This is a genomic window from Yersinia sp. KBS0713, assembly GCF_005937895.2.
Classification (GTDB): Bacteria; Pseudomonadota; Gammaproteobacteria; order Enterobacterales; family Enterobacteriaceae; genus Yersinia; species Yersinia bercovieri.
The window spans coordinates 4,055,696-4,069,558 of record NZ_CP042173.1; the positions used below are offsets into that span (position 1 = coordinate 4,055,696).

Sequence of the window (13,863 nt, forward strand, 5' to 3'; positions counted from 1 at the left end):
TCCGGTAGCCCGATAAGGCACGCATGCTCCTCTGGACAGCGTGCCTTTTTACTTTCTGGCAAACACAATTTTTTAACTTTAATTTTTCATTTGGATCAAGGAGTAAACACTATGATAGCCGTAGAATTAGTCATCGTTCTGCTGGCCATTTTTTTAGGGGCCAGGTTAGGTGGTATCGGTATCGGCTTTGCGGGTGGGATTGGTGTTCTGGTATTGGCGATTATTGGCGTCAAACCCGGCAGCATTCCCTTTGACGTTATTTCAATCATTATGGCGGTTATTGCTGCAATCTCTGCAATGCAGGTCGCAGGCGGCATGGACTATCTGGTGCAGCAAACTGAAAAGTTACTGCGCAAGAACCCAAAACACATCACTATCCTTGCACCGGTGGTCACCTATTTTCTGACCATCTTTGCAGGGACAGGTAACATCTCTCTATCCGCTCTACCGGTGATTGCAGAAGTGGCGAAAGAACAAGGCATCAAACCTTGCCGTCCACTCTCTACCGCCGTAGTTTCCGCGCAAATCGCCATCACCGCATCACCAATTTCTGCGGCAGTGGTCTATATGTCTTCAGTCATGGAAGGCCACGGCGTCAGCTACTTACATCTGCTGATGATCGTCATTCCATCCACCCTGTGTGCCGTGCTGGTGATGTCACTTATCATCTCCTTATGCTTTAACTCCAAACTGTCAGATGACCCTGTCTATCTGAAACGTTTGGAAGAGGGCTTGGTGACGCTACGTGGCGATACAGTAAAAGTGATCAAACCACGGGCTAAAACCTCTGTGCTGCTGTTCCTGGCGGGCGTATTGTGTGTTGTGGCTTATGCCATCATCAACAGTCCAAGTGTCGGTCTGGTGGCAACACCGCTGATGAACACCACCAATGCTATCCTGATCATCATGCTGAGTGTGGCGACCATCACCACGCTGATCTGCTCGGTTGATACCGATTCAATCCTGAACTCCAGTACTTTCAAAGCCGGTATGAGTGCCTGTATCTGTATTCTGGGTGTAGCCTGGTTGGGTGATACCTTTGTGCAGCACAATCTGGAGTGGATTAAAGAGACTGCGGGTAGCTTGATTCAAGCTCACTCATGGTTGCTGGCGGTTATCTTCTTCTTCTGTTCAGCACTGCTTTACTCCCAGGCGGCAACTGCCAAGGCATTGATGCCAATGGCAATGGCGCTGAACGTTTCACCACTGGCAGCCATTGCATCTTTCGCTGCGGTTTCTGGTCTGTTCATTCTACCGACCTACCCAACACTGGTCGCCGCAGTACAAATGGATGACACCGGCACCACCCGCATTGGTCGCTTCGTGTTTAACCATCCGTTCTTCATCCCAGGCACCATCGGGGTAGCACTGGCCGTCTGTTTCGGCTTCGTGATGGGCGGTTTGGTTCTGTAATTTGTCAACTATCAATGGGGCGCGTCATGCGCCCTGTTTTCTCCGCCCTATCCCATCGTGACATAAATCATCTTCTGACCAGCCCCTGCTCGCGCTATAGTGTTCACTTCTTCATCTAAGTCACACAACCCACGAGGTTAAGATGTCTGATTGTGATGCAATTATTTGTGATGCAATTGTGGTATTGTGCACCGCCCCTGATGAAGCCAGCGCACAAGATTTAGCCGCGCAGGTTCTGGGTGAAAAACTGGCCGCCTGTGCGACATTGTTGCCAGGTGCGACCTCGATTTACTACTGGGAAGGCAAGCTCCAGCAAGAGTATGAAGTCCAGCTATTGTTCAAAAGCAATGTGGCTCATCAACATGCACTTCTCAGTTTTATCAAACAGCATCACCCCTACCAAACGCCGGAACTGCTGGTGTTACCGGTACGGGACGGAGATAAAGATTACCTGTCATGGCTCAACGCTTCCTTACTCTGATTCTGCTGCTGTGCAGCATTTTACTCGCGCCGCACAGCGCACAGGCTTCACTGTTTGGTGAAAATGCCGCTTTCGGCCAAAAAAGCAGCCAGAGCCGATTTATTCCGGTAGATCAAGCATTTGCCTTTGATTTTCGCCAGCAGGGCGACCAACTCACACTGAGTTGGCAGATTCACCCCGACTACTATCTGTATCGCCAGCAAATTAAAATTGTGCCGCAAAACGCCACTCTTGGCGCTTTCGCCCTGCCGGAAGGCATCGCGCATCATGATGAATTCTATGGTGAAGTGGCGATTTTCAAGCAGCAGTTAACACTGAAAATCCCCATTACACAGGCGGGTGATGGCGCGAGCGTTAGCGTAACCTATCAGGGCTGCGCCGAAGCAGGCTTCTGCTATCCGCCGGAAACACGAGTCGTGCCGCTGGCAGCGGTGCTCGCCGGAGCAACCCCTGCACCCGCGACTGCAGCCACTGCCCCTGCTACAAATGATGTGGCTCCGGCACCGGCTGAACTGCCCTTCTCGCCATTGTGGGCGCTGTTGATTGGTATCGGCATCGCCTTTACCCCCTGCGTGTTACCGATGTATCCCCTGATTTCAGCCATCATTCTTGGCCGTGAGAAGCCCCACAGTCAGCGGCGGATATTGCTGTTGGCGGTGATCTATGTGCAAGGGATGGCGCTGACCTACACCTTGCTCGGCTTGGTAGTCGCCGCGGCAGGGTTACAGTTTCAAGCCGCGCTACAGCACCCCTATGTGTTGATTGGGTTATCGGCGCTGTTCGTGCTGCTGGCGTTATCAATGTTTGGCCTCTATTCGCTGCAACTGCCCTCGTCACTGCAAACCCGCCTGGTACAGTGGAGCAGCAGCCAACGCGGCGGTTCACTGGCGGGTGTTTTTGCAATGGGCGCGCTGGCGGGCCTGATCTGCTCACCATGCACTACCGCCCCGCTTAGCGCCATCCTGCTGTATATCGCACAAAGCGGGAATATGCTGGCCGGTGGCGGCACGCTCTATTTGTATGCATTGGGGATGGGTATTCCGCTGGTGATTGTGACACTGTTCGGCAACAAGCTGATCCCCCGCAGCGGCCCGTGGATGCAGTATGTCAAAGAAGCTTTCGGTTTCGTGATTCTGGCACTGCCGGTCTTCTTACTCGAAAGGGTGCTGGGGGATGTTTGGGGCTTGCGCTTATGGAGCCTACTGGCCGTCGCCTTCTTCGGCTGGGCCTTTGTCCTTAGCCTGAAAGCGCACTCTGGTTGGGCGCGTGCTTGCCAGCTATTGCTGCTGGCAGCGCTGCTAATCGCCGCCCGTCCGCTACAGGATTGGGCCTTTAACGACCACAGATCGCCAAATGAGATTACCCATTTAGCGTTTAAGCCCGTCGCCAACTTACCGCAGTTGCAAGCCGCACTGGCCCAGGCACAGGGCAAGCCGGTGATGCTGGATCTGTACGCCGACTGGTGCGTCGCCTGCAAAGAGTTTGAAAAATATACCTTCAGTGATGAACAGGTACAGCGCCAGTTAGCCGATACCCTGCTAATTCAAGCCGATGTGACGGCTAACAGCGCCGAACATGCGGCGATGTTGAAAAAACTGAATGTGTTGGGCCTCCCGACCATCCTGTTTTTCGATGCACAGGGGAACGAGGTGACTGCTGCCAGAGTGACCGGCTTTATGGATGCTGCTGAGTTCTTGCAGCATTTAAAAGACCAGCGGCAGTAACTTCATTCGGCTTAGAGCTACAAAACATTAAGGTAATAAGCGATGCTCTCGGCCGCTTTGCGCCCCTCAGCAATCGCGGTCACCATCAGGTCAGCGCCGCGCACGATATCACCACCGGCGAAGATCTTGGGATTGCTGGTTTGATAGGGGTAACCGGAGATGGTCGGTGCCACCACTCGCCCCTGTTTATCCAGCACGACATTGTGTTCGGCCAACCACGACATACGATGCGGGCTGAAACCAAATGCCATAACCACCGCATCGGCAGGCACGATATGTTCAGAACCGGCGATTGGCTGGGCTTGCCGCCGCCCTTTGGCATCAGCCTGCCCCATTTCGGTTCGCACCATTTTGATGCCCGTCACCTGCCCCTGATCATCCACTTCAATCCGTTGCGGCTGGAGATTGAACATAAATTCAGCCCCCTCCTCGCGCGCATTTTTGACCTCCCGTTTGGAGCCGGGCATGCTCTTTTCATCGCGACGATAGGCACAAATGACATGAGCAGCTCGATGGCGCAGCGAGGTGCGCACACAATCCATCGCCGTATCGCCGCCACCTAACACCACCACCCGCTGGTTCTCCATACTGACATAAGGGTGAGCGCTGCTGGCGGAATAGCCCATCAGATGTTGGGTATTACCAATCAGAAATGGCAATGCATCGTAAACCCCTGAAGCATCTTCGTTTTCCAATCCAGAGCGCATCGAATGGTAGGTGCCGACGCCAAGGAAAAGCGCATCAAAATCACTGAGCAGACTCTCCATGGTGATATCGCGGCCAATTTCGGTATTCAGGCAAAACTCGACGCCCATCTCGCTGAAAATCTCGCGTCGACGGCTCATCACCCCTTTTTCCAATTTGAACGCCGGGATACCAAAGGTCAGTAAGCCGCCAATTTCGGGATAGCGATCAAACACCACTGGCGTGATGCCATTGCGCACCAGAATATCCGCGCAGCCTAAGCCCGCCGGCCCGGCACCAATAATCGCCACCCGCTTACCTGTCGGTTTAACCTGCGACATATCGGGCCGCCAGCCTGTTGCCAGTGCGCTCTCCGTGATATGCCGCTCAATCTGGCCAATGGTGACCGCCCCGTCGTGATCATTCAGTGTGCAGGCCTGCTCACACAGGCGATCTTGCGGGCATACGCGGCCACAAATCTCCGGCAAACTACTGGTTTGATGGGATAACTCTGCCGCTTCGTGAATCCGCCCCTGATGGGCCAAGGCGATCCATTTTGGAATCGCATTATGCAGCGGGCAACTCCACTGGCAGATAGTTTTATCGCCACAATTCAGGCAGCGCTCAGCTTGCTCATTGATCTGACCGTCGGTGAACGGCAGATAGATTTCAGCAAAGCTGCTTTTGCGCTCCGCCAGGGGGATCTTTTTCGGCTCCTGCCGTGGGGTGCGTGGCCGCTGCAACAAGTTGACTGGGGCGACATCGCGGATATTTTTGCTTAGCGGGCTGAAAGTGTGAGTCACAGCGGCAGAAGTGGCGCTGCTAAACAGGCGGCCATTGTGCTCATTCAGTGCCGCGCGCTGATGTTTTAGCCGCTGTTGGTTCAGCAGATAGTGCTGATCGACCAGTGTCAGCGCCTGAGTGGGGCACGTTTTGATGCAGGCTGGGCCATCCGGCTGGTCAACACAGAGGTCGCATTTCTGCGCTTCTGTGCGCAAATAAGCATCGGCCAGACGATGGCTGGCAGGCTGGACAGTCTCAGTCACCACCATCATCATGCCAAATGGACAGGCGATGATGCAGGTTTTACAGCCAATACATTTTTCCTGAATAACCTGAACGCTGTTATTTATCTCAACAATGGCCCCATTGGGGCAAGTGCTGGCACAGGGGGCATCTTCACAGTGATGACAAAAGACCGCCGTCGCACTGACTCTGTTATTAAAGAGTTGCTGGCCTTTAAATACCTTAAGCCGTGGTGTGAAGTATTCCGGCTTCTCGGGGAATTTGCCCTCATGATGCGCCACCACACAAGCAACTTCACAACTCCGACAACCAATACAGCTTTCGGCGTCAGCAACAATAAATGGATTCATCTTATTTCTTCCCAGAAGTCATGCCATTGCTGGATAAATAGTTATTATTTGCAACAACTCGTCACAACTCTATCAATTCATTAACCATACAAACATAGTGGCTATGATATTGTGTTATTACAATTAATTTTTAATGCAAAAGAATCGTGCTATTGCCGATATTTTTGTCTAATTAACCGGGCAAATGCACAGAGTGAAAAAGTATTAAATTGGGGAGAAAAACATTCAAACAGGGAATTAACCCACTAACCCACCATTATAAAGAGAATTGATTGGCTTAATGCGAATTGATAAATTAATTATTCTCTTAATCACCCACGCTTAAATAGCGATCCAGATCACATTAATTTCAGAATTCAACGGCATTTTATTTAAATCAAGATTAATTGTGATGTTAACCCCATTGAGCTGTACAGCCACACAACAATTAAATAATTTACCCGCATTTTTTTGGGCCGATGCACAATGCGATTGATTGCCATTATCCATATAATGTCTACAGCGCTAACGAAGACATTTTTGCGAGTTAAATTTTGCAGTTATATAACACCAAATAAAAAATAGGTTATTGCATCTTATTCATAACGAATTTAAATGCGGCAACCTTAAAAATGATTTATAGAGGGTATAAAAATGAGTCTGGAAGCCGCTGTACCTGAAAAACGGACCCACGTCCGATATATAATATTATTAATTATCTTTATTGTGACTGCAATTAACTATGCTGACCGGGCAACATTATCGATTGCGGGCACTGAAGTGGCAAAAGAGCTACAATTAGATGCAGTTGCCATGGGGTATATTTTCTCTGCATTCGGTTGGGCTTACCTATTGATGCAAATACCCGGTGGCTGGCTGCTAGACCGCTACGGCTCCAAACGGGTCTACACCTACAGTTTATTCTTCTGGTCACTCTTCACCTTTACGCAAGGCTTTGTTGACATGTTCCCGATAGCCTATGCTGCTATCTCCATGTTTATCATGCGCTTTATGTTGGGTTTTTCTGAGGCTCCCTCCTTCCCGGCTAATGCCAGAATTGTTGCGGCCTGGTTCCCGACGAAAGAGAGGGGCACCGCATCAGCAATATTTAACTCCGCACAATACTTCTCGCTGGCGATATTCTCTCCACTGCTAGGTTATTTAACCTTTGCCTGGGGCTGGCAGCATGTATTTACCGTCATGGGTGGGTTAGGTTTTGTATTAACCATTGCTTGGGTTAAGTTTATTCATAACCCAACCGATCACCCTGATATGTCTGCTTCTGAGCTTGAATACATAAAACAAGGCGGTGCCGTTGTTGATATGGATCACAAAAAGCCAGATGGCCATAAGAGTGGCCCTAAATTAGATTACATGAAACAACTGTTATCTAGTCGTATGATGTTGGGCGTATTCTTTGGGCAATACTTCATTAATACTATCACCTGGTTCTTCCTGACGTGGTTCCCTATTTATCTGGTGCAAGATAAAGGGATGTCTATTCTAAAAGTGGGGATGGTTGCATCAATTCCCGCCTTATGTGGATTTGCCGGTGGTGTATTAGGCGGCGTATTCTCAGACTCACTGATTAAACGCGGCCATTCACTGACTTTTGCACGTAAAGTGCCGATCGTATTAGGCATGTTATTGGCATCAAGTATTATTCTGTGTAACTACGTCGACAGCGATTTCGTGGTTGTGGCATTGATGGCATTAGCCTTCTTCGGTAAAGGTTTCGGGGCCTTAGGTTGGCCGGTGATTGCCGATACCGCACCTAAAGAGATTGTCGGCCTGTGTGGGGGGATGTTTAACGTATTTGGTAATGTTGCTTCCATCGTCACACCTTTGGTTATCGGCTACTTGGTTAAAGAGTTACACTCCTTTAATGCAGCATTAATCTTTGTGGGTTGCTCTGCCATTATGGCGATGTTCTGTTACTTATTTATTGTCGGTGATATCAAACGGCTAGAATTGAAAACATCTTGATGGAATAAAAATAAGAAAAATGCGGCATTTAGAATAGTAACAGTTATGTTATCGAGATAAATATTATAAGGATAATATTATGAGCATTGGTCATAGTCCTGTAGACACCCCGCTTTATATTAAAGTACAGGACGCGGATAACGTTGCCATTGTGGTGAATAACCATGGGCTTTGTGCTGGCACCCGGTTTAAATGTGGTCTCGAACTGATTGAGCATGTCCCGCAGGGCCATAAAGTCGCCTTGGTTGATATCCCTAAAGGTGGGGCGATTATTCGCTATGCTGAGGTGATTGGTTTGGCAGTGCGTGATATTGCCCGTGGTGGCTGGATAGATGAATCACTGGTCGAGTTACCCGCCGCACCGGCGCTGGAAAGCTTGCCCCTTGCCACCGCCGTCCCCGCGCCGCTGCCGCCACTGGAAGGTTATACCTTCGAGGGCTACCGCAATGCAGACGGCAGTGTCGGCACCAAAAACCTGCTCGCCATTACCACCAGCGTACATTGCGTGGCGGGCGTAGTGGACTATGTAGTCAATATTATTGAGCGCACACTACTGCCGAAATACCCGAATGTCGACGGCGTGGTGGCGCTAAATCACCTCTATGGCTGTGGCGTGGCAATCAATGCACCGGCGGCCGTGGTGCCAATTCGTACCATTCACAATCTGGCACTCAACCCCAATTTTGGCGGCGAAGTGATGGTGGTGGGCCTGGGCTGTGAAAAACTGCAACCTGAGCGCCTATTGGAAGGGACGCCGGATGTGCAGGTTATCTCACTGGATGAGAGTAATATTGTGCGCCTACAGGATGAGAAACACGTTGGCTTCCGCTCCATGGTTGATGACATCCTGCAACTGGCTGAAAAGCACCTGCAACGCCTGAACCTGCGCCAGCGCGAAACCTGCCCGGCCTCTGATCTAGTGGTAGGTATGCAGTGTGGCGGCAGCGATGCTTTTTCCGGTGTGACCGCTAACCCTGCGGTGGGCTACGCCTCTGACTTGCTGGTGCGCTGCGGGGCAACCGTCATGTTCTCGGAAGTGACCGAAGTCCGCGATGCCATCCACTTGCTAACACCACGCGCCGTTAACAAAGAGGTGGGTAGAAGGCTGCTCGAAGAGATGAAATGGTACGACGACTATCTCGAAACCGGTAAAACTGACCGCAGCGCCAACCCTTCGCCGGGTAACAAAAAGGGCGGGCTGGCTAACGTGGTTGAAAAAGCATTGGGTTCAATTGCCAAATCGGGCAGCAGCGCCATTGCGGAAGTGCTCTCGCCGGGCCAACGCCCAACTCAACGTGGATTGATCTTTGCTGCCACACCCGCCAGTGATTTCGTCTGCGGCACACAACAACTGGCGTCTGGCATTACTGTGCAGGTGTTTACCACCGGGCGCGGCACACCATATGGTTTAGCCGCGGTGCCGGTGATCAAAATGGCAACACGCACCGATCTGGCCAATCGCTGGCATGATTTGATGGATATTGATGCCGGAACCATTGCTACCGGTGATGCAACAATCGAAGAGGTCGGTCAGCAATTATTTGAATTAATTCTGGATATTGCCAGCGACCGCAAACGCACCTGGTCAGATCAATGGGGGCTGCGCAATGCCTTGGCGGTGTTTAACCCAGCGCCTGTGACCTAACACTTTCCGCATCGCCAGCTGGCCGGGTCACTCATCCGGCCATTTTTTTCCCCCATTTTGCCGCTCTTCACGCCACTACTCTTGCTCACCCAACTGCAAGGCCACATACAGCAATAGGCGATCGTCGAAATTCGCCAAATCCAGCCCCGTCAGCTCCGAAATACGATTCAGCCGATACTCCAGGGTGTTGCGGTGAATAAACAGCGCTTTTGCCGTGGCAGTGGGTTGCACGTTGTGGCGAAACCAGCAGGCCAGGGTGCGGCGCAGCAGGCCATTACTGTCCATGGCCCGCAATTTGGCTAACGGCAGGGCCAACTCATTGGCTTGCCAGCCGCCGCGCAAACTGTCTAGCAGAACTGGCAACACCAGATCCTGATAGTAGTAGCTGCGCTGCTCCGGCAGCCGCTGTTTACCCACCGCCATTGTGGTGCGGGCGGTGCGGTATGAGCGGGCAATGCTGCCGGGGCCGGTAAAGAAGTTCCCTAATGAGAGCCGCACCCGCAGGCGACCTCGTTCCGTCATGCGAGAGAGCAACGACTCCATCCGCCGCCGGTGGTCGATGGCATCCCAGCGGCCATGGCTGTTCAGCGCCGGTTTCAGCACCACCATTTCGGTCAGGGACACAATCGCAATCAGGTTGTTGCGCTCCGGCGTCGTCAGTAGCGTTTGTAGCTCCTGCAGTTCTGACATTGCGCTATCGACACTCAACTGGCCGCTGTCCACATCCACCACCGCCACCACGCGCGGCTCATTAATATCGACCCCCAGGCGCTGCGCCCATTCAATCAGCGCGGGTGATATCTCTTCAGTACGAATTAGGTTGAGTACCAGCTCTTCACGCAGGCGGCTATCTTGCGCCAGCAAATGCACTAATCGCGCCTGCTCCATCATCATCTCTGCGGCCATACACACCAGTTCGCCATATTGGCGCAATTGGCCCGGATTGCCGGTCAAACCAATCACGCCGACTATCTCACCCTCGAGGCGCAGCGGCAGGTTGATCCCCGGCCTGACGCCATGTAGTTGGCGGGCAACAGCGTCATCAATATCGACGATCCGACCATGAGAGAGCGACAATAGCGCCCCTTCATGCAGCTCACCGAGGCGCTCTTCATCGCCGCTGCCAATGATTCTCCCTTTACCATCCATCACATTAATATTGGTATCAATGATCTTCATGGTACGGGTAACTATCTCCTGGGCTAGCCGGGGATCAAGATTATATACACTCATAAGAGGGCCTCAGTTTGGGCTGATGCATTAGCATATGAGGTCTGATGGGGGATTACATTGGACAAATGCCCAACTTGCATCACAAAGAGAGAGAGTTGCGGTGAGGGTCACAAAAATGGCGAATGCAGGTGAGGTGTTGTGGGAAAATGTTGAGCTATCCGGCGGTCAGGGCCAATCGATCGTCAGCCCTGCTCGACAGAAAATTAGTCTTTGCCCGCTGCCATGCCAATCGCCAGTGTCGCGGCAATGTTCCGCGCGGCCCTGAACACATTATCAGCGGCACTATCCAGCGCCTGCTCTAGGGTGCAAATAGTGTAGATCACACTAAATACCGCATCCAGGCCATGCTCGTACACCACATCGACATCGTCGGTCAGACTACCGGCAATACCAATCACCGGTTTGTTATAGCGCTTGGCAACTCTGGCGACCCCAACGGGCACCTTGCCGTGAATGGTTTGGCTGTCGATACGCCCCTCGCCGGTAATCACAAAAGTTGCGTCGCGAACCAGCGCGTCCAGACCTAGGGCATCCGTCACAATATCGATGCCAGGACTCAAGCTCGCCCCACAAAATGCGAGCAGCCCCGCACCTAACCCACCCGCAGCCCCCGCCCCTTCGACCTGATCAACGTCAATATCCAAATAACGTTTAATCACACCGGCGTAGTGCAACAGCCCCTCATCCAACGAGATGATCATGTCAGCTGTCGCGCCTTTCTGTGGCCCAAAAACAGCCGAGGCCCCTTCACTGCCCGTCAGCGGATTGGTGACATCACAGGCAACATCGATTTGACACTGCTGAATCCGCGGGTCGAGGGCAGTAGTATCAATCACATCCAGTTCAGCCAGTTTTTCACCCCCAAAACCTAGCTGTTGGCCCTGCTTATTCAGCAGCTTAACCCCAAGCGCCTGCACCATACCTGCGCCGCCATCATTGGTGGCACTGCCACCGATACCGATGATGATATGTTTCACCCCCTGATTCAGCGCATGAAGAATCAGTTCACCCGTGCCATAGGAGGTGGTTTTCAGTGGATTGCGCTGCGCCAGTGGCACCAGCTCTAGCCCGCTGGCGGCAGCCATTTCAATAAATGCGCACTGCTCATCACCGGAGATACCATAAAAAGCATCGACGTTATCACCTAACGGGCCGGTCACATCAACCTTGATAATCCTACCGGCCGTCGCCGCGACCATGGCTTCAACCGTGCCTTCGCCACCATCAGCAACTGGCAACTTGATATATTGCGCGTCAGGAAACTGGGTGCGAAAACCCGCTTCAATCTGCACCGCAACCTCTAGCGCGGATAAACTTTCTTTATAAGAGTCCGGGGCGATGACTATTTTCATAAATGATTCAATCTCATGAGCTATCCGACGTCACGCAGGCTCAGACTTTATCAACCAGCCGTTTTGGACTTCGGGATGCTTATCAGTATAGCTTTGCTACCCAATAGCCGGCACCGCAAGTGCCGGCACCACTGATTAACGTGTCACTTCAACTTTGGCCAATTTCTCGTAATAACAGGCCAGCGCACTGTGGTCGGCGTTGCCCAACCCATCCGCTTTCAATGCCTGCATCATCTCCATGACCGCCGCCGTCAATGGCAATTGCGCACCTACACCGTGAGAGGTGTCGAGGGCATTTGCCAGATCTTTGATATGCAAATCAATACGAAAACCCGGTTTGAAGTTGCGATCCATCACCATCGGCGCTTTGGCTTCCAGTACAGTGCTGCCCGCCAACCCACCGCGAATCGCCTGGAAGACCAGATCGGGATTCACCCCCGCCTTGGTCGCCAAGACCAGCGCTTCAGACATTGCCGCGATATTCAGCGCCACCACCACTTGATTCGCCAGTTTGGTCACATTACCGGCACCAATATCACCGGTATGCACCACTGAGCCGCCCATCGCTTTCATGATATCGAAGCAGTTGTCGAACACCGCTTTATCGCCACCGACCATCACTGACAAGGTGCCATCAATGGCTTTAGGTTCGCCACCACTAACCGGCGCATCTAACATGGCCACCTGTTTTACTGCCAGTGCTTCGCTAATTTCACGGCTGACCAAAGGGGCAATCGAACTCATATCAATCAACACAGCACCCGGTCTGGCACCTTCAATCACGCCGTTCTCACCCAAGACGACCTCTTTCACATGGGGTGAGTTAGGTAGCATGGTGATGATAATGTCACACTCTGCCGCCAGCGCTTTTGGCGTCGCCGCCGCAGTTGCCCCTGCACTAAGCAGCTCATCCAGTGCCGCAGCATTCCGATCAAGGACAATTAATGAGTAGCCTGCTTTCAGCAGATTTTTACTCATTGGCTTTCCCATAATTCCTAAACCAATAAAGCCGATTTTCATTTATTACTCCTCAATTTAAGTCGCAAGGCCGTCAATACGGCAGCGCTGAATGTTTAAAACAGACCCAACACTATTTTTTAAATTTGTCGCACAGCGCCTGAGTTGCACTGCGGAAGATACCCAAATCACTGCCGACCGCCACAAAGGTTGCCCCCCACTCCAGATAACGGCGGGCATCGGCATCAACTGGCGCCAGAATGCCGCTCGGTTTGCCCTGCGCTTTTGCGCGGTCAAAAATATGGCGAATCACTTTTTGTACTTCGGGATGGTTGGGTTGCCCCAAATAGCCCAGCGCAGCTGAGAGATCCCCCGGCCCGACAAATATGCCATCCACCCCCTCGACAGCGGCGATAGCATCCAGATTGTCGACCCCTAGCTGACTTTCGATTTGCACCAGCACGGTAATGTTGTCGTTGATGGTGGCGAAGTAGTCCGGCACGGTGCCGTAATTATTGCCACGGTGAGAGACGGAAACGCCACGTATGCCCGCTGGCGGATAGCGGGTTGAAGCCACCGCACGAGCAGCCTCCTCTTCACTCTCAACGAAAGGAATCAGGAAGTTGTAGAAACCGATATCCAATAACCGCTTGATAATAATCGGTTCATTGCAGGGTGCGCGCACCACGGGGGCACTGTTGCTGCCTTTCAGCGCCATAAGCTGCGGAATAAATGTCGTGACATCGTTCGGGGCATGTTCACCGTCCAATACCAACCAGTCGAAACCCGCCAGACCCAGCACTTCAGCTGAAATATGATTTGCCAGCGCACTCCAACAGCCGATAAGGGTTTGCCCCTGCTGTAGGTTGCGGCGGAACTGATTAGGATAATTTGGGAGACTCATTTTCGATCCTTATGATAGAACGCCCGGTCTGAACGAAGGCTCGATGCAGGACGTTATGCAATTCAGGTTGCCAGCGCACATGGCAAGCATTTTGTTGCTTAATCTTGCGCCTGTTTCTGTACGATTCGA

10 protein-coding genes are annotated in these 13,863 nt (G+C 52.1%); 5 read left to right on the top strand and 5 right to left on the bottom strand.

The window, feature by feature from the left end:
- Positions 1-111 precede the first annotated feature (111 nt).
- The 3 genes from FFE93_RS19260 (at position 112) to FFE93_RS19270 (ending at position 3,618) form a co-directional block, all read left to right on the top strand.
- Entirely contained in the window at positions 112-1,413 is a 1,302-nt protein-coding gene (locus FFE93_RS19260) for an anaerobic C4-dicarboxylate transporter (RefSeq protein WP_138775800.1), read from the top strand.
- A gap of 142 nt (positions 1,414-1,555) precedes the next feature.
- Entirely contained in the window at positions 1,556-1,894 is a 339-nt protein-coding gene (gene cutA / locus FFE93_RS19265) for a divalent cation tolerance protein CutA (protein WP_032898201.1), read from the top strand.
- Positions 1,870-3,618: a protein-disulfide reductase DsbD gene (locus FFE93_RS19270; RefSeq protein ID WP_138775802.1), complete on the top strand. Its 1,749-nt coding sequence runs from the start codon at positions 1,870-1,872 to the stop codon at positions 3,616-3,618. Before cutA ends, FFE93_RS19270 begins: the two co-directional genes overlap by 25 nt.
- A gap of 17 nt (positions 3,619-3,635) precedes the next feature.
- Here FFE93_RS19270 and aegA read toward each other — a convergent pair whose 3' ends face one another.
- Positions 3,636-5,678 (bottom strand): formate-dependent uric acid utilization protein AegA, encoded by a 2,043-nt coding sequence (gene aegA, locus FFE93_RS19275; RefSeq protein ID WP_138775804.1) that lies wholly within the window; start codon positions 5,676-5,678, stop codon positions 3,636-3,638.
- A 633-nt stretch (positions 5,679-6,311) separates the two neighbouring features.
- Here aegA and FFE93_RS19280 point away from each other — a divergent pair.
- Both FFE93_RS19280 and garD read left to right on the top strand, forming a co-directional pair.
- The gene (locus FFE93_RS19280; protein WP_005275841.1) at positions 6,312-7,643 is read left to right on the top strand and encodes an MFS transporter; all 1,332 of its coding nucleotides are present in this window, start codon (positions 6,312-6,314) and stop codon (positions 7,641-7,643) included.
- A gap of 79 nt (positions 7,644-7,722) precedes the next feature.
- A complete protein-coding gene (gene garD / locus FFE93_RS19285; RefSeq protein ID WP_049602971.1) occupies positions 7,723-9,288 on the top strand; it encodes a galactarate dehydratase in 1,566 nt (521 codons plus the stop codon).
- A gap of 75 nt (positions 9,289-9,363) precedes the next feature.
- Here the strand turns inward: garD and FFE93_RS19290 are convergent, their stop codons facing one another.
- The 4 genes from FFE93_RS19290 to garL form a co-directional block, all read right to left on the bottom strand.
- The gene (locus FFE93_RS19290) at positions 9,364-10,521 is read right to left on the bottom strand and encodes a CdaR family transcriptional regulator (RefSeq protein ID WP_032898202.1); all 1,158 of its coding nucleotides are present in this window, start codon (positions 10,519-10,521) and stop codon (positions 9,364-9,366) included.
- 203 nt (positions 10,522-10,724) lie between these two features.
- On the bottom strand, positions 10,725-11,873 hold the full coding sequence (locus FFE93_RS19295) for a glycerate kinase (RefSeq protein WP_138775806.1): 1,149 nt from the start codon (positions 11,871-11,873) through the stop codon (positions 10,725-10,727).
- A gap of 135 nt (positions 11,874-12,008) precedes the next feature.
- Positions 12,009-12,893: a 2-hydroxy-3-oxopropionate reductase gene (garR, locus tag FFE93_RS19300; RefSeq protein WP_049602970.1), complete on the bottom strand. Its 885-nt coding sequence runs from the start codon at positions 12,891-12,893 to the stop codon at positions 12,009-12,011.
- Between the two features lie 70 nt (positions 12,894-12,963).
- The gene (gene garL / locus FFE93_RS19305; RefSeq protein WP_049602969.1) at positions 12,964-13,734 is read right to left on the bottom strand and encodes a 2-dehydro-3-deoxyglucarate aldolase; all 771 of its coding nucleotides are present in this window, start codon (positions 13,732-13,734) and stop codon (positions 12,964-12,966) included.
- Positions 13,735-13,863 lie beyond the last annotated feature (129 nt).